An 18364-nucleotide genomic window follows, 5' to 3' on the forward strand; every position below is an offset into this window, starting at 1 on the left:
GGAGGCTGTCGGATCTGAGCGACACAGGACTGAAAATCAAGAGAGGGGGTCAGGTCTGGCCCTCTCTTTTGTGGCTTGTTGATGTATTTGGTGGCATTGGTGTAGGTGGTTACGGGTAGGAGGGGAGAAATAGCTCAAAATCGAGGTGTGGGACTTGGAATCGAGATGAAAAGTCAGATAGGTGAGACTGTTTTCTCTCGTCTTCGGCAGGGGATCCTTTTGGGTTTGAGGACAGGGGGGAAAGTCCTGCTGGGGATTGGAGCTTTGCTGGGGTTGGGAAGTTTGGTTGCCCCGCCTGCTCTGGCCCAGACGGATCTCACGGCTCTGGAACAGGCTCTCCCACCCGAGGCTTGGGCTGAGCTACAAACCTTACTGAAAACTCAGCAATACCACGCCGACATCGTCTGGACAACGGTGGCCGGGGCGCTGGTGTTTTTCATGCAGGCGGGCTTTGCCATGGTGGAGGCAGGCTTCACGCGGGCTAAAAATGCTACCAACATTGTCCTGAAGAACCTGATGGACTTCTGCTTCGGGGCCTGCGCTTTTTGGTTTTTGGGGTTTGGGCTGATGTTCGGATCCCATGTGGCCGGTTTTTTGGGCACCAACTGGTTTTTTTTCAACTGGCAACAGGGAGCTGAAGCCGGCAGTCAAAACGATGCTTGGCCTTTCACGTTCTTCTGTTTCCAACTGGTGTTTGCCGCCACCGCTGCCACCATTGTCTCCGGGGCAATGGCGGAACGCACCCGCTTTTTGGCTTATTTGATTTACTCCATCGTCATCTCTGGGGCGATCTACCCGATTTCCGGGGGCTGGGCCTGGAATGGCCTGTTTGCCGACTACAACGGTGGTACAGCCGGCTGGCTGGAAAACCTGGGCTACATTGACTTTGCCGGGTCGGGGGTGGTGCACTTGGTGGGTGGGGCTGCAGCTTTTGCGGGAACTTTGGTGTTGGGGCCGCGCTTGGGCAAGTATGGTCCCAATGGGGAGCCGCGGGCTATTCCCGGGCATAGCTTACCCTTGGGCATGTTGGGGGCGTTGATCCTGTGGCTGGGCTGGATTGGCTTTAATGCCGGCTCTACAACGGCAGCGATTCCTGATATTGGCTGGATTGCTTTCAATACCTATTTGGCCGGGGCGGCAGGAGCCATCGGCGCTCTCTGTACTTCCTGGGCCATTTTTACCAAGCCGGACATGACGTTTGCAGCCAATGGGACACTGGCGGGGCTGGTGGGCATTACTGCTCCTTGCAACACTGTTCATCCTTTGGGGGCAATCCTTATCGGCTCGGTGGCCGGGGTGTTGGTGGTGTTGTCGGTGCTGTTTATCGAGGGCACCTTGAAGGTGGATGACCCGGTGGGGGCGGTGTCGGTACATGGGGTGTGCGGCGCTTGGGGGGTCATTGCTGCAGGGATCCCGTGGTTTGCCCATGCGGAAGCGGGGGTGACTTGGGCGGTGTTGCCGGTACAGATTCTGGGGGTTATTGCCCTGGGAGGATGGTCTTTTATCTGTTGTCTGGCTTTGTTTTTGATTTTGAAGGGCACCATCGGTCTGCGCGTCTCGGCAGAAGAAGAGTTGGCCGGCTTGGATATTGGCGAGCACGGCAACATTGCCTACCCTGACTTTGTCACTGCTTCGGGAGAGTTGGAAGGTTGAGTTGAGCAGTACACTGGGATCCGGTTGGATGCGCTTTTGGATCCCATGCACCTGTTGATCCCGGCGGCTGGCAGCGGCAAGCGGATGGGGGCGGCGGTCAACAAGCTGTTGCTGCCCCTTTTGGGCCAGCCTATCTTGACTTGGACGTTGCAGGCGGCGGATCGGGCCCGTTCCATCGAGTGGATCGGCATTCTCTCTCAGCCCGGCGACTGGCCGGCCATAGAGCAGATCCTGGCGTCCATCGAGCTGGCCACGCCGGTGCAGCTTCTGCAAGGGGGGGCGACGCGGCAGGAGTCGGTTTACAGGGGGGTGGAGTATCTCTATGGGCGGGGAACGGTGGAGCGGGTATTGATTCACGATGGGGCCCGCTGCTTGGCCACCCCTGAATTGTTCGATCGCTGCAGCGCTGCCTTGGAGCAGGTGGACGGCTTGATTGCGGCGATCCCTGTCAAGGACACGATCAAGGTCACCGAGACCGGCCCCAAGGGGATCCAAATCCAATCGACACCGGAGCGCAGCCGGCTGTGGGCAGCCCAAACGCCGCAGGGGTTTCGCCTGTCGCTGTTGTGGCAAGCCCATCGGGAGGCGCTGGCCCAGGGGTGGCAGGTAACCGATGACGCAGCCCTATTCGAGAAGCTGGGTTGGCCGGTTTACATCGTGGAAGGGGAGGAGTCTAACCTGAAGTTAACCACCCCCTGGGATCTGGTGCTGGCCGAGCAAATTCTCCAGCAGCGCCTTGAGCTGGCGCGCTAGCTCAACTCACTATGGCGATGGCCCTGACGCAGAGCCGCCTTTTGCCACACCCGACTGCGCCAGCGGCTGAGCAACAGGCCGGCCAAGCCGGCGACATAGATCAGCATGGCCAACCAGCCCCCCACAGCCCCCCATCCCAACCCCGGCAGGAAGGGGATCCAACTGTGGGAAAAGATCAGCATCTGCGCCAAAGGCAAGAAAAAGAGCCAGCTCATCCCGAGCATGATCGCCATGGGGGCCCGCACGTCTCCCGCGCCGCGCAGGGATCCCGCGGCAGAGAAGTTGATGCCATCGAAGAGAAACGAAACCGCGATGATCTGCAAAAGCCTCCCCCCCAACTCCACAATCGCCGCGGCGTTGGCATCTGTCCCGGCCACGAACAGGCCGAGCAAGGCTTCTCTAAAAAGCGCCAGCCCGCCGCCGATCACGGCCATGTAGCCGACCGTCCAGGCTATCACCGCATTCCCCAAGCGCATCGCCCAAGCCGGCTGCCCGGCGCCAACGGCCTGGCCCACCAGGACGGTTGCCGCCTGTTCCAAGCCGAGGGCCGGCAAATAGGCAAAGCGAGACAACATCAGACACAGGTGGGCCGTTGCCCCCTCCACAGCCCCCAACTGGCCCAGCAGCAACTGAAACACCGTGAAAGAGCTCATGTCCGCCAAAGCGTAGATCCCCATGGGCAGGCCCAGCCGCAGCAAGGGCCGCAGGGACTTGTGAGCCAAAAGCCAGGTTTGCCGCGTAGCGTAGTCGCGCTGGATCCAGGCCGAGAGAAACAGCAGCAGGTAAAGGGCCAGCTCCCCGTATTCCGACAGGATCGTGCCCCAGGCGGCTCCGGCAATCCCCCAGCCCAGGCCGAAAATGAACAGGGCATTGAGGATGCCGTTGAACAGCACGCTCCAGCCACTCACAGGGTGATCCAGGTGCAACCAATGCCGTTAAAAAAACCCGCCAAGGCAAAGCTGCCCAAGAGAGCGGATCCCCCCCAAACGCGAACTTGCCAATAATCTGCCGCTTGCTCCGCCACCCCCGCCGGCAGGGGCAGCCCTGAATACAGCAAGCTCCCCAACAGCGACAAGAGGCCACAAAGGGGCAATAGGCCCAACCCCAGCTCAACTCCCGACCAGGCATAGCAAGAGGCCCCCTTCGGATCTCCGCCGGCGTAGGTTTGCGCCACCAAGGTTTGCACTGCTCGCCCCAGACTCATGAAAGGGGTCAAGGCCACTTGGGTGGGCAACCAAGCGGCGTTCATCCCGGCCAAGGCTTGGCTGGAGATCTGGCCGATAAACCAGGTGTCGGTTATGCCCATCAGCGCCTGAATGCCAGCGCTGAGCGCCAAGGGCATCGCCAACCTCAGCACAACCCCATGATCCACCCCTGGGATCCCGCGGGCATCCAGCCGCTGCGCTACAACTCCCATGTCCTCCCTGCTCGCCCGTGGCACGCAAAAGCGCGCAACCCTCTGCCCAGGCAGCCTGTATTCTATTGTACTACACATAATACAGGCCAGGTCAAGGGACAGAGCCTGCAGGGGATCCCATCCTCGGGGGTAGCCCTCTGCTGCTAGGATGGGAAGAAACCCGATGAGCCAACCGACTTCGTCCTACTGGCCGGTGCACATTGTCGGCGCCGGCCCTGGGGATCCCGAGCTGATTACCCTGCGCGGCCAGAGAGTACTCTCAGAAGCAGATGTAGTATTCTATACCGGCTCTTTGATGCCGGAGGGGCTGCTGGCCCATTGTCGCCCCGACGTGGAGGCCATCGACACGCGCTCCCTCACCTTGGAAACGCTGCTGCCCCAGATGGTGGAGCGGGTTAAGGCGGGGCGGCGGGTGGTGCGGCTGCAGGATGGGGATCCGTCTCTTTACGGCGCTCTGCACGAGTTGCTGATTCGGCTGGCGGAGGCCGGGATCCCCTTTGAGATCGTGCCGGGGGTGAGCGCCTTTCAACTGGCAGCCGCCCGTTTGCAGGTGGAGCTAACGGTGCCGGAGCTGGTGCAGACGGTCATCCTCACCCGCGCCAGCGGTCGGACGCGCGTGCCGGAAGCAGAAGCCCTGGCCAGCCTGGCGGCCCACCGCGCCTCTTTGTGTCTGTATCTGAGCGCCCGCCATGTGGAACAGGCCCAGGCGGATCTAATGACCCACTATCCCGCCGATACCCCTGTGGCCATCTGCTACCGTCTGGGCTGGCCGGACGAGCGGATCTGGCTGGGATCCCTGGCGGAGATGGCGGCCCTCACCCGGCAAGCCGGCCTAGAGCGCACCGTGCTCTACCTCATCAGTCCCGCCCTACGGGGCTTGGCAGGAGCCGGCTCGGCCCGCTCGCGGCTCTACAGCCCTGACCACGCCCACCTCTTCCGTCCCAAACGGCACCGTTAGACTCTACTGCAACTGGCTTTTTTAGGACTTGCCTTGGAGGCCCCCGGCCTGTCGCAGCTACTTTGGGCACCTGGGCGTGTTGCCCTGCTGGTCAGCGAAAAAGGCCGCCAGCCCCCGCCCAAGACCTACCCTGCTGCCGGTGGAGGGAGCAGGTTCCGGCAGAACTGGGCGGGGCAGCCGTCGAAATCCACCCGCTTGATCTGGGAGATGAGGAGGCCCTGCCTTGCCCCGCCGTTGCAGCCCAGAGAACAGGGTTAAGATTAAGTTAGTTAGCTTGGGCCTAGCCAGATTGGCCGGAAGGAGCCGTAGCCCCTGGAGGGTGGGGATAGGGCTCTGGCCCAAGCAGCGACCAAGCGGGAACGACAATGCCTCTCGACAACCTGCGCGGACTTTATCAGCAAGTCATCCTGGAACGCTACAGAAAGCCCCGCAACTTCGGCAGGGTCGATCCGGTTCATCGTCGCCAACGCGGCCATAACCCCTCCTGTGGCGACACCATCGACCTCACCTTGCAATTGGATCCCGGCCAGGAGCGGATTGCCGATATCAAATTTGAGGGAGAGGGCTGCGCCATTGCCCTGGCTTCTGCCGATCTTATGGCCGATGCCGTGCGCGGGCGCACCATCCCCGAAGCGCTGCAGTTGGTCGAGCGCTTCCAGGCCATGATGCGCGGCGGCGAAGAGTTTCCGCGGGAGTACCGCTCCCTCAATGCCATGAAGGGAGTTGCCCAGTTCCCGGTACGCATCAAGTGCGCCAACCTGGCCTGGCATGCCCTCAAACACGCCCTGGAATCGCCCGCACCCAGTGGATCCCCGGACAACCCAGGTTTTGTGAGCAACGAAGACGCCGACTAGGTTCCGACCTCCGGGCGGCAATGGAGGGGATCCCTGTAATCCAGAGAACTCCTGGGATCAGGGATGCCCGGGCTGCCTCTTTGCTCGGCTGGGAGCCAATGACCTCACCAGCAAGCCCTTCAACGCCGCCACCCTGGCCGCCGCAACCGCGGCTCTGCTGAGCTGGGATCCCTGAACTCACCCCACAGCTCCGTGGGATCCCCGCCGCTATCCGCCAAATGGCGTAGAAAAATCCTAGAAATCGCGTACGTGGATTCTCGGTGTTTTCCGTTTTTTTACGGATATTTGGGCTATGATGGGGACGTAAACGTTGGAAATGCGGAGGAAATACAGATGCAAGCTGGTGTAGATCTAACGCTAGATTACCGTACTTACCGCTTGGCGGCGTTGCTGAGCGAGCACTTTCCCATGGGGGAGCTACTGGGGGTTTCCCTCAAGTGGCAGGACGATGCTTCTGCTGTAGACAAGCTGCAGACTGAGGTCGCCCGTTCCTGGAGGGAGCAGATCGAGCAGCGCTATCTCGTTCCTCGGCACAAGTAATCGGGAACTCTCGAACGAACCCTCTCAAACGGAAACGACCATGAATGCCTCTTTGAATTCTCTCCCTGTTGCTCCGGCCCTTAGTATCGAAGCAATCGTGGAGCAAGTTTTCCGCAGCGGCTTTCTCAGTTTGCAGCAAGAAAACCTCATCAACGAGCTGCTCTTTCAGCGGCGCTACTCTGAGGCCGACTTGGAAATGCTGGATCGCCTGACTTTGGCGTTGCTGAACCAGCAAGTCGAAGCGGACAAACCTTCTGTAGCAAAAGCTGCCTGACCGGCAAAACGCATCAAGTTCCTCCAAAGCAAAAGGGGATCCACAAAGGATCCCCTCACCTGTCGATATTGAGTTAGAACCTTTGGGCTGCAGCGGCTGGGTGTGAGGGCTAGACCGCAACCGTCTTCTTCACCTGAGCCGCCAAAGCGCCAGAAGCATACTTGGCCGCCATCTCGTCCAGGGTAACCACCGGGACTTTGGTGCCGTGGCCGGCACAGCCGAAGGCGATGTAGCGCTCGGCGCACACTTTTTGCATTTCCTTGATAGAAGGCTTGAGGAAAGAGCGGGGATCAAAGTCCTTCGGATTCTCGGCCAGGGCGCGGCGCACCGCAGCCGTGATGGCCAGACGGTTGTCGGTGTCGATGTTAACTTTGCGCACTCCGTTTTTGATGCCCCGCTGAATTTCTTCCAGCGGCACACCGTAGGTTTCGGGAATGGAGCCGCCGTACTGGTTGATGATGTCGATGAGCTCCTTGGGCACCGACGAGGAACCGTGCATCACCAGGTGGGTGTTGGGCAGGCGGCGGTGGATCTCGGCGATGCGCTCCATGTCGAGAATGTCGCCCGTGGGCTTGCGGGAGAACTTGTAGGCGCCGTGGCTGGTGCCGATGGCCACAGCCAGCGCATCCACTTGGGTTTGCTCCACAAAGTCCACGGCTTGATCCGGATCGGTGAGCAGTTGGTCGTGGCTGAGGGCCCCTTCAGCGCCGTGGCCATCTTCTGCTTCCCCGCGGCCTGTCTCCAGGGATCCCAGGCAGCCCAGTTCTCCTTCCACGCTCACGCCGACAGCGTGGGCCACCTTCACCACCTCGGCAGTAACGGCCACGTTGTACTCATAGCTGGCCGGCGTTTTGGCGTCTTCTTTGAGGGAGCCATCCATCATGACGCTGGTGAAGCCGTTGCGGATGGCGGAGTAGCAGGTGGCGGGGCTGTTGCCGTGGTCTTGGTGCATGGCGACGGGAATGTGGGGATAGGTTTCCACTGCCGCCAGGATCAGGTGGCGCAAAAAGTGCTCGCCCGCATACTTGCGCGCCCCTCGAGAGGCTTGCAGGATGACTGGACTGTTGGTTTCATGGGCAGCTTGCATGATTGCTTGAATCTGCTCCATGTTGTTAACGTTGAAAGCCGGAATGCCGTAGTCATGTTCGGCGGCATGATCCAGCAGGATCCGCATGGGAACGAGAGCCATCGGTTACCTCCTGAGGTGCTGACCTGATGCGTGTGAGATTTGCTTACCGTTAATCTTAAGGTATCTTTTACGTTTTGCGGGATGTGACCCCGGAGATTTGGGGATTTCGCCAAAGCCTCCTTGCCACTATTGGCCGCAATGCTCGCGCTGAGGCGCAACGATCCCGCTGCGCTCTCCAGATACACTAGACATGGGTAGAGCGGGGTGCGCTCCGAGGTAAACGTCGCCTTGTCTACGCCCGCCTGTTAACTTCTAGCTTTTTGTGGACATTATTTTCGCCTTTCGTTTTGCATTTTGTCTTGTTTGTCCGGAGGATTGAGAAGGTGCATTGTAATCCGTGGCCAATCCTGGGCGCGAGCTGGGGAAGGACTTTGTCGGGCCGGGGTAGAAGACTGCGTCCCGACGACGCGAAAGGACTCCGTCCCGCTGACGCAATCGGTTTGGCCATAGCCTGCTGGGCAGTGGTGGGCCTTCCATCGGCGGCATGGGGGATCCCTGGGCAATCGCCGGATCAAGCGGCGGCCTGGGTGAGAAATAATCCTGTGCTGCGGCCCCGCCCGGGCGAAACCTTGAACATTCACCGCGTGGAGCCGGATGGATCCCGATTTACCTTTTTGGCCTCGGTGGCCCCGCCGGGCCGGATCATCAACCCGCTGGATCGGGAGACGATTCGCTCGGAGCGCATGACCTTCTTTCGCCCGCAAGGGCTGACGGCAGAGGATCTTTTCCAAGCCATTCGCGAGATCTACGGGCCGGAGATCGCCGCCGATTTGGATCGGGCGGTGGAGGTGATCCGCTACCCGGCCCCTGAAGCCTTGGCCAACAATCCCGGCTACAGTCTTGCCCTGGCCACCCAAGGCGTGGTGCTGCGGGGGGATCAGTTTGTCTATTGGCTGGAGCTAACACAAAACCCGGATGGCCGCGTGCAGCAGGGCCAGGTGTGGGTGTTCCAAGAAGAATGGCTACCCAAGGTGGAAGGGGAGTTGGCCGAACGCTTTCCCCTACAGGTGATGAGCCGCTGAGCTGGGTTTGCAACTTCCCTTGGGCGGGCGGAGGTTCGCGGCTGCTGGGATCCGCCCCTGAATCCAGCACCGGCATCCAAGCTTCTTAGAACTGACAGCCAGGGGTTGGGGGCACGGCTGTGGTTTTGCTGGTTGGCCTCACGTTGTTCGGCAGCGCCTTTTGCCTTTTTTGGGGGCAGTTGTTGGTGGGCAAATTGCTGCTGCCGCTCTGGGGGGGATCCCCCCTGGTTTGGAATACCTGCCTGGTCTTTTTCCAGCTCGCTTTGCTGCTGGGCTACCTGTGGGCAGACCGGCTGGGGCGAGGGCTCGCTCCCGGCTGGGGCGTGCTGCTGCACGGGATCCTCCTGCTGGCGGGGCTGAAGTTTTTGCCCTTTCAGTTTGGGATCCCTGGCCAACTGGAAGGGGTCTTCCCTTCCCTAGCTCTGTTGGCTGACTTGACAGCAAGGGCGGGAGTACCCTTGCTTCTCCTGTCGGGGACGACGCCGTTGCTGCAGCGGGCGCTGGGAGAGGCGAAAAGGGATCCCTACGGGCTCTACGTGGCCAGCAATGCCGGCAGCCTAGCGGGGCTGCTGGGCTATCCGCTGCTCTTGGAGCCGCGGTTGTCTCTGTCGGGGCAAACCCACCTGTGGACGGGATCCTACGCTCTGGTCGCAGCGCTGGTGCTGCTGGGTGGGGTGGGGCTCATGCTGAACGGGCGGGAGGTGACTTTCCCGAGGGGAGATCCCGTGGAGGAGATCCCCCCCGTCTCCTGGCGGGAGCGTTGGCGCTGGGCCGGCTGGGCCTTTTTGCCGGCGGGCCTGTTGGTGGCGGCCACCACCCTCTTGACCACCGACGTGGCGGCGGTGCCCCTGCTGTGGGCCGTTCCCCTGAGCCTTTACCTCATGACCTTCATACTGGCCTTCGGCGGCCTCTACCCCAATGACTTGGCTTTAGGGACAACGGCTCTGCTGGCCTGTGGAGCGCTAGGGGCCCAGGTTCTGGGCTGGGCGAGACCTTGGTTTTGGGTGTTGCCGCTACATCTGGGGGCTTTTGGCCTGGTGAGCTGGGCCTGTCACAGTCAGTTGGCCAGATCCCGTCCACCCGCCCAGCAGTTGACGCAGTTTTACCTGTGGCTGGCTGTGGGAGGCAGCTTGGGAGGGCTGTTCTCCGCTTTGCTGGCGCCGCAGATGTTTGAGACCTTACTGGAGTACCCCCTGCTCTTGGGGGTGTCGCTGGCGGCCTTAGCGGCACGGGGAGGGCGGCTGGGCCTGTCGCTAGGGCTGGGGTTGCTCTTGCCTTTGTTGCTGTTGGGCTTTCGTCCTCAGGCGCTCTTTCGCCTTGGAGCCGCTGGGGGCTTGGCTCTGGGGATGGCCCTTCTGGGGTCTGTAGGAGAAGGCAGCAGAAGGCGCTGGGTGGGAACAGGGATGGGTCTAGTGTTGCTGCTAGGACAAACCTGGCTGCCGCCGGGGCTCCAGGTGGTGGCCGAGGAGCGCAGCGCCTTTGGCCTCCACCGGATTGTGGAATACCACGCTGAGGACGGATCCTTCCGCAGCCTGCTCCACGGCACCACCCTGCACGGCAGCCAAAACCTGGATCCCCAAAAGGCCCTGGAGCCGCTCACCTATTTTTCCCGCGAGGGGCCGGTGGGTCAGGTGTTCCAGCGGTGGCGGGCGCAGCCGCCCTCTTCTCCGGCCCAGGTGGCGGTGCTGGGGCTGGGGATCGGCACCTTGGCCGCCTACGCCGAGCCAGGGGATGAGTGGACGTTTTTCGAGTTGGATCCCACCGTGGCCGACTGGGCGGGCCGCTACTTCCCCTATCTCGATTGGGCCAGCCGGCGGGCGCAGGTGCGGGTGATCTTGGGCGATGCCCGGCTCCGCCTGCAAGGGATCCCCGATGGCAGCTACGACCTGATGGTGATAGATGCCTTCAGCTCCGACGCCGTGCCGGTGCATCTGCTTACCCAGGAGGCCCTGACCCTCTACCTCCGCAAGCTCAAGCCCCAGGGCTGGCTGCTCTTTAACATCACCAACCGCCACCTGGACTTGGCGCCAGTGCTGGCCGCCTTGGCAAGAGCATTGCGGCTTCCCGCCTGGCAGCAAGCCCATAAAGAGCTCACCGCCGCCCAGCGCCGGGCAGGGCTAGCCCCTTCCCACTGGGTGCTGATGGCCAAAAGCCCTGGTGGCCGGCAAGACTGGGATCCCTGGCAGCCCCTTTTGCCCCAAGCTGGGGATCCCCTCTGGCGAGATGATTTTTCCAACCTGCTACATGTAATCCGCTGGCCCCAGCTTCCCCTGCTGGGAGATATCCAGATCCCAGCTCCGAAGCAGAATCCGGCTGTTATCGCTGCGCGACGCTTCGGCAATGCGTCAGCCTTATTCAGCAAGACGGCTAAAGAAATCTTTACAATGCAGATTTAGTATGAGTTATGATTGTTTGAAGCATAACTAATGTCTGCTCAGGAGCCTGGCTTATGTCTCCTTCAACCCTGCAAGCCCCTACTGTCGATTGGCAAGCCGTCATGGCTGAAGCCTCTGGAGCTTGTTTCGTGGCCATCGGCGGCAGCTTGCGGCCCAATTCTTTGACTTATCAGGCGCTAGAGGTGGTGCGGCGCGAGTTTGAGAGGTTGAGGCTTCTCTTGCACATCCTCGACCTGCGGCAAATGAAGTTGCCCTTTGCCGATGGTTCGGAATCCTACCCGGACTATCCCGACGTGGAGGTTTTGCGGGCAACAATGAAGCGGGCCGATGGGATCATCCTGGCTAGCCCTGAGTACCACGGCGGCATCAGCGGCAGCCTGAAGAATGCTCTCGATCTCTTGAGCTTTGAACACTTAGAGGGCAAGGTCTTCGGGCTGATCAGCGTTTTGGGCGGTGAGAGCAACAGCAATACCCTCAACCAGATGCGTTTAATTGTGCGGTGGGTGCATGGCTGGGCGATCCCGGAGCAGATTGCCATTGGTCGGGCTTGGAGCGCCTTCGATGAGCAGGGCAACCTCAAGGACGAAAACCTACGCCAGCGCTTGCAACGCTTTGTGCAGAGCTTGGTCACCAACACCTCCAAACTGCGCGGGTCCCGGCTCCCAGCTCCTTGAAAAGGGCCTAGGTTCCCCAGCAGCCCCATTTTCAAGAGGGGCTTCCCCTTTCCTGGGAGAGGGGCTGACGCCCAAGTAACGGCATGGCTAAGGTGGGCCAAGAGAAAGCTGCGGCCGCTTTCCCTCTGCAGAAACCTGCATAACCCACGTCGGGCCATGGTTCAACCTCCTTCCCCCTATTCTTCCAGTGGAGCTGGGGCCATCTCTCCCCTAGTTGCCCTACAGGCAACCTTGCAACAGATGCGGGAGCAGAGCGATGCCAATGCCCTCATTCAGCTCACGCTGGAGTATGTCAAGGCGGTGTTTGGGGCGCCGCTGATCTGGCTGGCCTTTTATGACTATCAAAATCACCAGTTGCTGGGTCAGGGAGGGTTTAGCCTTGTGGAGGAGCCAACTCTCTTGCGAGGGGTGCATCCCCTGCAGCCGGGGGAGATCTTGGAGCAGGTGGTGATCGAGCAGCGGCCCATCAGCGTGCCCGATCTTTCCCAGGAGCCGCGCATGGGCCTTTGGCAGCGGGAAGCCAGGCGCCTGGGCGGGATCCAAGGCTGCTTCATCTACCCCTTTTCAGCAGCAGGGCGGCGGCGCTGCCTGGGGATCCTGATGCTGGGATCCCAGATGTGGGGGGTTACCACCCGCGAGGAAGAGAAAGCGCTCCTGGGGATTTTGCTGGGCCAGTTGGCCGCCTCTTTGCAGGAGCTGGAAAATGCCTGGAGGCAGCAGAGCGAAAAACGCCTTGAGGATTCGCTCCTGAGGCTGGGAACGGCGATATGCCAGGCGGGATCCCTGCAGGAACGGGTCAGCCTGGTGAGGCAGGAGCTGCAGACTTGCCTGGGCGCCGTCCATATCCAGGTGTACTGGCACGAGCGCAGCCGGGGGCGGTTTGTTCCCCATGGAAGCGCCTCTAGACCCAGCCAGCCACCTACTCCTGCCCCCATGTCCAAAGAGGCCAAAGCAGGAGCAGCGTCGCCAGGAGATGGCGGCCTTTCGCTGCGGGAGTTGGGAGATATGTACTACACCCTCGCCGATGGCCAGGTGGTGGTAGGCGGCACAGGGACGACCCGCTCCGAGATCCCCCTCAAGCTGATGCAGCAGTTGCGGGCCCAGGCGGCCTTGGCCGCCCCCATCTTGCTGGAGAAAGATCTGCTGGGGTTCATTTGGGTGCAATCGGATGTGCCCCGCACCTGGCAAGCTGTGGAGCGCCAGTTGGTGGCCGCCGCCGCCAATGGGCTGGCCTTAGCCGCCCCCCTGGAAAATCTGGATCGCCGCATCCGCCAGTTGGCCGACGAGCAAGAGTTTGTGCAGCAGGTGGGCCGTTCGCTTTACAACCCGGCGGAGCTGCCGCAGGCTCTCCAGCAAGCCGTCGTCGGCCTGGGCCAGCGTCTGCAAGCCAGTGCGGTGGCCGTCCTGACAGTGGATCCCGATAGGCCGAACCCCCGCCTCTTCTCCGAGTACCGCAGCGAGGGCAAGCAGGCTCTGCCGCCGCAGTTCAGCTCCTTAAGCGAGCAAGACTGGCAGGATCTGCTGCGCAGCGAGGTGGTGGCGGCGGAAAACTACGACCAGGATCTGCGCCTGCTCTCCTGGCGGCAAGAACTGGCCCCTTTGGGGGTGCGCTCCCTCATGCTGACTCATACCGGCGCCAGCGGCACTGCCACCCCCGAAGGGCTGATCCTAGTGCTCCACCCGCGGCCAAGGGCTTGGAGCCGAGAAGAACGGCAACTGCTGCGCGGGACTGCCCAACAAGTGGGATTGCTCCTGCGGCAACTTCGGTCTCAGCAACGGCAGGAACGGCAAGAGCACTTGCTCAGCGGCCTGATCGCCACTTGTCTGACTTTGCAAAACCTGGCCACCCCTGAGGCTCTCTACGCCACCATCGCCCAACAGGCGGCCCAACTCCTCCAGATCCCTTTGGCGCTGGTGGTCAGTTGGCAGCCGGGGGAGAGCCGGGCCTGCTTGCAGCCGCCCTTTGCCGCTGCCCCCGAGTTCTGCCCCAGCGGCCCCACTGAGATCAATCGGCAGGATCCCTTGCTGGCCGCTGCGCTGCAGGCGAGGGGTCCCCTCCCGCTTGCCCAAGACCAGATCCCGGCTGCCAGCCGCGCCTGGTTAAACTCGGTGGGCCTGGGATCCTGGCTGCTGGTGCCCTTGGGGGAGACGGATCCCTCGCTGCCGGAGCCCCTGGGGGTTTTGATCCTGGGAGCAGAGGCGGACAGAGTCTGGGAGGCAGAGGAGCAGGCGGCTGTGACGTTGATGGCCCAAACCTGTGGCTGGACGCTGCGGCGCTTGCTTTGGGTGCAAACTTTGCAGGAGCGGCAGGAGGTGCTCAGCGAGTTGAATTGGTACAAGCACCGCCGCCTGCTGGATCTGCAAAATGCCCTGCTGGACGGCCTGCGCCGCCTTGGCCAAGTGCCGGGCATCCGGGGAGATGAGGCCACCCGCTGGCAAAAGGTGGTGGAAATCGGCAGGGAGCTGCGGGATCTGGCCGTCTTCGCCGAGCCGCTGTTGCAGACGGAAACGTGGCAGGTGCAGCCGCAGTTGCTGTCGGTGCCCCTAGCAACCTTGGTGCGCAAAAGCCTGCGCCGAGTGGAGGGCCTGACCCAAAAACGCAAGCTGTGGCCGCGCGCCCACGGCGACCTCAGCCTCGTCGTCCAGGGCGATGTCGGGCGATTGGAGATGATCCTCTGGGAAGTGCTGCTGGCCGCTGCCTTGCGCAGCCCGGAGGGGGGGCGGCTGGATCTGTGGAGCCAAGCCACAGAGGGCTATGCAGAGCTGCTGGTGGTGGATCAGGGCAGCTTCGATCCCCACCTGCTGACGGCCTTGCAATGGGATCCGCAACAGGTCATCTACGCCGATCCCCTCTTCCAATCGCCGCTCTCGGCGAGCCCCGGCCTGGAACTTGGCCTGTGCCAACGGCTACTGCAGCGGATGGGAGGGCAGCTCTCCTTCTATTCCTCTGGGGATGGGCGCTCCGTTGCCCGGCTGCTCCTGCCGCTGGCTGGCAAGGAACTGCGTCCCCCGGCCGTAGCCTCAGGGGGACAAGGCCCTCAGCAGCCAAAACAGGGGCAGCAGGGCCAGCGCCCCGCGATCTAGCTGCCGCAGGTGTAGGCGGTGCCAGCGCAAGGGGTGGTCGGGGCCGGTCAGCCCACGCGCCTGCATGGCCATGGCTGTCTGCTCTGCCCGCAGGAGCAGGTTTTCAAAAAAGCGCTCCACCAGAGCCAGCAGGGTTTGGATCCCGCCCCGGAAGCTGAGGGATCCCCAGCGGACATCGCGGGTGCGCACCGCCCGCACCAGGTTTTGCACCTCCTCCATCACCAGCGGCAGAAAGCGCAGCGCCAAGGTGAGAGTGAGGATCACCTCCGCAACTGGCCATCCCCAGCGTTTTAGAGGCTGCACCAGGTGGCCGATCCCCTCTGTGATCTCTTCTGGGGCTGTGGTCAGCAAAAACAAATTGGTGGCGTAGAGCAGCGTAAAGATGAGGGTGCCCAGCCGCAAAGCCACCGACAGGGAACGGCGGGACACCTGAAAGGTTCGCTCCCCTAGGGAAACCTGCAGCAAGCGGTAGCGGTAGGGAGTCGGCCAGGCACGGGTTTGCTCCCGCCAGGCCCGCTTGGCTGCTGCGCGGGATCCCTCTTCCACCCCCCCGTCATAGCCGGGGATGAGCCCATAGCCCACCACCTGCGCGTCCTGCCGCTGCGGCTGCGGGAAAACCCCCAACCCATCGGGAGCGAAGCTGGTGATCCCAAAAGTGAGCAGGCTGAGGGCTAACACCAGCGAGAGCTGGCCCGACCAGACCCGACGCGGCAGGCGGGCTGCCACCGTCAAGAACAACAGAACCGCCACCACGGCCAGGCGCCAGCCATTGCCAGCCAAAATTGGGCTGAGCAGAAAGCTGAGCAGCCAGGCCAGCTTCACGCGCGGATCGAGGCGGTGCAGCCAGGTGCGCGGCTCTTCCAGGTAGATTCCCAGCGGGGCATTGCGCAGAATATCCACTGCAGGCAAACGGGAGACAGGTTATCCCCCAAAAGGAGAACGGAAGCTGGCAGCAGGAAAGGCTTAGAGTCGCTCCACCAGACGGGTTGAGCCGGATTGGGCAGCGACCCATCCCCCTGGGGCCCCCTCTCGCTCAACGCGCAACCAGACAGGCACCTGTCCTTCGCCAGCCTGCACCTCTACCACCCGCAGCAAAGCTTGGCGCGGGGCGGCCCCGACGATAGCCCCAGTCAGGCTGGGCTGCTGGCGAATGTTAATGCCCTCATTGGCAATCACCCGCACCTGTCGCACACCCCGCCACTCGGCCAGAGGGCCGGTCAATTCAGGCTCAGGCGTGGGTTCTGGCTGGCCCGGAGCGTCGATGGCAACCGGCGGCTGCTCCAGTTGCACCTGGGGCTGCTCCAGCGGCGGCGCTGGCGGCGTGAACAGCCTCCTCAGCATCTGCCAGATCACCAGCAGGGAGAGGATGCCCACGCCGACCACTCCGGCCAAGCCGATGCCGAGGGGAATGGCAGGGCGCTCACCCCGACCACGGCGGGATCCCAGGCGGCTGCGGCGGTAACGCTCCACCTCCTGCGATCCCCACTCGTGGGCGTGTGGGATCCCTTCCTCGAAGGGGGGCTTGGCCGGCCCCTCGCCGCGCCGGTAGGCGGGCAAATCGGACATACGCGGGGGCTCTGGAGGAGGCGCTGTCCCTCCCCGCGGAAAGGGGGCGGGCGGGCGAGGCGATTCTTGTGTTTGCTCAGTTAGGCGTGGGCCACCCACCATAGCAGGCAAATGGGGTGCGGGGTGGAAAGATGGGGGAGATAGCGTCCCCGCCGGCGAGCTCTCGCGACTGGGCATCTCGTCCAGGTAAGCCTGAACCTGGGGGTTGTCGAAGTAAGCTTGCAAGGTTGCTTGGGCAGTTTCCAGGCCGCGAAACTCTGGGAACACCTCCTCTTGAAACCACCTTTCTGTGAAGCGGCACAGACCCGGCAGATGGTCAGGGGAGCCGGCGGAGTGTTCTTCGATAAACTGCAGGGCCTCTGTTTCTTGGCTGGAGCGCAGATGGTCAAGCGCCTCCTCGGTCTGCCCCAGCAACAGGCTGCAGATGGCCTGCTCCAGATGGACATCCTGCCGCTGGGCCAGGCGGGCCAAGTAGCCGCGGGCACGCCGCACCAAGGCCGGACGTTTTTCCAGATAGCCTGCTGCCAGCAACACCTGCACGGCCAAGTAGGCGGCCACCAGCGAGGGACGCTCGGCCTCTCGCTCAAACAGCTCCTGCTGTTCTTGGAGAGTAAGGTGACGGCGCACCCGCTGGATGAAGCGCAAGAAATCTTCTGTGCTGAGGCCAGAGCCATCCTGCCCACTTCCTTCAATGCCACCCCGCTCGTCCAGCATGGCTTTCAGGAGGGCAAGCCCTTGCTGCCGCGCCAGGACAGGATCGGCAAGCGCCTCTTTGCCGATTTGGGCGGGGGCGCTAGTCTCAAGGCTGAGGAGCTGCAAAATGCGGTAGGGACGCAGCTTGCCCAGATCAAGGCGGAGCTCTGCTTGCAGCTGCGGAAAAGCCTGATACTCCTCCAGCTCCGCCAGGCCCGCCTGCAGAGAGCGCGCCGCCTCTTCGTAGGATCCCTGTTGCCAGGCTTCCCGGCCCAGCTCCAACCGGGCGATGGCCCGCGCCAAAATGGCGTCAGAACGGGCAGGGTGGCCCTGCTCCAGCATCTGTTGAGCCAAATCTAAGGCCGCTTGGTACTCTCCGACTTCGCAATACAAACACAGCACTCCTGGCAAGAGGGGCTCTTCCACCGTCAGGGTGGGATCCGCCGGTGTCAGGTGTTCGTCGTAGTTTTGTCGCGCCTCTGGGTTAAGCAACACCGAGGCTGCCTCTTGAATAAGCTGAGCGCGAGCTTCCACGGCCTGCGGCGAAAACCCCAGCAGCCAAGAGCGCTCGCCCGGCTTAGGATCGAGCCGCTCTCGGTAGGCCTGCTCGATCTGATGCTCGTCCGCCCGTGGTGACAGCATCAAAACCCGGTAGTAGTCGAGGGGCACCCGCACCGTCATGGCTTTTGTCCGCTTTCCTGCTCGCGTCAAGGCGTCTTTGGACACCTGACCCCTATCGACTTAACTGTAGTCCTTTTCCTCGGCAAAAGGGATCCCCTCTTGCCTAGAGCCTACCAGTCCCAGCTCCCCGGCTCCCCCTTGAAGGGGCCTACGACCTTGGAGGTAATCCAGCCGCCGTAGAAATCTCCCGGCTGGGGCCGGACTCGTTCTCCATCCACCCGGCACTCCTGCACGCGGCCCGCATAAAAAGCGAGGTGGTCGCGGATGGGCCAAAACTCCGGGCTGGGATCCGGATAGCTCCAGGCGGCATCCACGGCCACCTGGGATCCAACTTGCACCGTCCAGTAGCGGGCAGATCCTTTGAACTCGCAGAAGGAGGTGCGGGCGCTGGGGCGGAGATACTCCAGCCGCACATCGGCGGGGGGGATGTAGTAGGTGGGCGGGTGGCTGGTTTCCAGGATGCGGTAGCAGCGGCAGCTGTGGGCGATGAGCTCGCCATTAAAGAAAACTTCCACCCGCTCGGCGGTTGGCTCCAGGCGGGGCGGGCGCGGGTAGTCCCAGACGGATTCTTGTCCGGGCCGGGGCGGGATGGGCCGGGGGCGCATGGGCA

16 protein-coding genes are annotated in these 18364 nt (G+C 62.4%); 10 read left to right on the forward strand and 6 right to left on the reverse strand.

The window, feature by feature from the left end:
* The first annotated feature begins 282 nt into the window (after positions 1-282).
* Together SYN60AY4M2_RS00770 and ispD are read left to right on the forward strand one after the other, a co-directional pair.
* The gene (locus SYN60AY4M2_RS00770) at positions 283-1653 is read left to right on the forward strand and encodes an ammonium transporter (protein WP_240527655.1); all 1371 of its coding nucleotides are present in this window, start codon (positions 283-285) and stop codon (positions 1651-1653) included.
* 45 nt (positions 1654-1698) lie between these two features.
* The gene (ispD, locus tag SYN60AY4M2_RS00775; protein WP_099813180.1) at positions 1699-2406 is read left to right on the forward strand and encodes a 2-C-methyl-D-erythritol 4-phosphate cytidylyltransferase; all 708 of its coding nucleotides are present in this window, start codon (positions 1699-1701) and stop codon (positions 2404-2406) included.
* On the opposite strand, the gene SYN60AY4M2_RS00780 is transcribed toward ispD, so the two are convergent.
* Both SYN60AY4M2_RS00780 and SYN60AY4M2_RS00785 read right to left on the reverse strand, forming a co-directional pair.
* Entirely contained in the window at positions 2403-3314 is a 912-nt protein-coding gene (locus SYN60AY4M2_RS00780; protein ID WP_041438348.1) for an MATE family efflux transporter, read from the reverse strand. The genes ispD and SYN60AY4M2_RS00780 overlap by 4 nt on opposite strands.
* Positions 3311-3823, reverse strand: coding sequence for an MATE family efflux transporter (locus tag SYN60AY4M2_RS00785; protein ID WP_168173614.1), 513 nt, complete (start codon positions 3821-3823; stop codon positions 3311-3313). Before SYN60AY4M2_RS00785 ends, SYN60AY4M2_RS00780 begins: the two co-directional genes overlap by 4 nt.
* A 163-nt stretch (positions 3824-3986) precedes the next feature.
* Between SYN60AY4M2_RS00785 and cobM the strand changes: the two genes are divergently transcribed.
* The 4 genes from cobM (at position 3987) to SYN60AY4M2_RS00805 (ending at position 6449) form a co-directional block, all read left to right on the forward strand.
* Positions 3987-4781 (forward strand): precorrin-4 C(11)-methyltransferase, encoded by a 795-nt coding sequence (cobM, locus tag SYN60AY4M2_RS00790; RefSeq protein WP_099812099.1) that lies wholly within the window; start codon positions 3987-3989, stop codon positions 4779-4781.
* A gap of 365 nt (positions 4782-5146) precedes the next feature.
* Positions 5147-5635 (forward strand): Fe-S cluster assembly sulfur transfer protein SufU, encoded by a 489-nt coding sequence (gene sufU / locus SYN60AY4M2_RS00795; protein ID WP_011430348.1) that lies wholly within the window; start codon positions 5147-5149, stop codon positions 5633-5635.
* A gap of 333 nt (positions 5636-5968) precedes the next feature.
* Entirely contained in the window at positions 5969-6175 is a 207-nt protein-coding gene (locus SYN60AY4M2_RS00800) for a hypothetical protein (protein ID WP_099834884.1), read from the forward strand.
* A 40-nt stretch (positions 6176-6215) separates the two neighbouring features.
* On the forward strand, positions 6216-6449 hold the full coding sequence (locus SYN60AY4M2_RS00805; RefSeq protein ID WP_011430346.1) for a hypothetical protein: 234 nt from the start codon (positions 6216-6218) through the stop codon (positions 6447-6449).
* A 109-nt stretch (positions 6450-6558) separates the two neighbouring features.
* On the opposite strand, the gene fba is transcribed toward SYN60AY4M2_RS00805, so the two are convergent.
* On the reverse strand, positions 6559-7638 hold the full coding sequence (fba, locus tag SYN60AY4M2_RS00810) for a class II fructose-bisphosphate aldolase (RefSeq protein WP_011430345.1): 1080 nt from the start codon (positions 7636-7638) through the stop codon (positions 6559-6561).
* Positions 7639-8102: 464 nt separating this feature from the next.
* On the opposite strand from fba, the gene SYN60AY4M2_RS00815 reads away from it, so the two are divergent.
* The 4 genes from SYN60AY4M2_RS00815 (at position 8103) to SYN60AY4M2_RS00830 (ending at position 14814) form a co-directional block, all read left to right on the forward strand.
* A complete protein-coding gene (locus SYN60AY4M2_RS00815; RefSeq protein ID WP_228375204.1) occupies positions 8103-8660 on the forward strand; it encodes a hypothetical protein in 558 nt (185 codons plus the stop codon).
* A 119-nt stretch (positions 8661-8779) separates the two neighbouring features.
* On the forward strand, positions 8780-11056 hold the full coding sequence (locus SYN60AY4M2_RS00820; RefSeq protein ID WP_099812100.1) for a fused MFS/spermidine synthase: 2277 nt from the start codon (positions 8780-8782) through the stop codon (positions 11054-11056).
* Positions 11057-11109: 53 nt separating this feature from the next.
* Positions 11110-11730 (forward strand): NADPH-dependent FMN reductase, encoded by a 621-nt coding sequence (locus SYN60AY4M2_RS00825; RefSeq protein WP_240527366.1) that lies wholly within the window; start codon positions 11110-11112, stop codon positions 11728-11730.
* A 156-nt stretch (positions 11731-11886) separates the two neighbouring features.
* On the forward strand, positions 11887-14814 hold the full coding sequence (locus SYN60AY4M2_RS00830) for a GAF domain-containing protein (RefSeq protein ID WP_099812101.1): 2928 nt from the start codon (positions 11887-11889) through the stop codon (positions 14812-14814).
* Here the strand turns inward: SYN60AY4M2_RS00830 and SYN60AY4M2_RS00835 are convergent.
* The 3 genes from SYN60AY4M2_RS00835 to SYN60AY4M2_RS00845 all read right to left on the reverse strand — a co-directional run bounded on the left by SYN60AY4M2_RS00835 (position 14752) and on the right by SYN60AY4M2_RS00845 (position 18359).
* Positions 14752-15714: a CbiQ family ECF transporter T component gene (locus tag SYN60AY4M2_RS00835; RefSeq protein ID WP_011430339.1), complete on the reverse strand. Its 963-nt coding sequence runs from the start codon at positions 15712-15714 to the stop codon at positions 14752-14754. The genes SYN60AY4M2_RS00830 and SYN60AY4M2_RS00835 overlap by 63 nt on opposite strands.
* A 63-nt stretch (positions 15715-15777) precedes the next feature.
* Positions 15778-17799, reverse strand: coding sequence for an SH3 domain-containing protein (locus tag SYN60AY4M2_RS00840; protein WP_240527656.1), 2022 nt, complete (start codon positions 17797-17799; stop codon positions 15778-15780).
* A gap of 65 nt (positions 17800-17864) precedes the next feature.
* Positions 17865-18359 (reverse strand): DUF427 domain-containing protein, encoded by a 495-nt coding sequence (locus SYN60AY4M2_RS00845; protein ID WP_011430337.1) that lies wholly within the window; start codon positions 18357-18359, stop codon positions 17865-17867.
* Between the last annotated feature and the right edge of the window lie 5 nt (positions 18360-18364).

Origin of the sequence: Synechococcus sp. 60AY4M2 (assembly GCF_002760375.1) — a bacterium.
GTDB lineage: Bacteria > Cyanobacteriota > Cyanobacteriia > Thermostichales > Thermostichaceae > Thermostichus.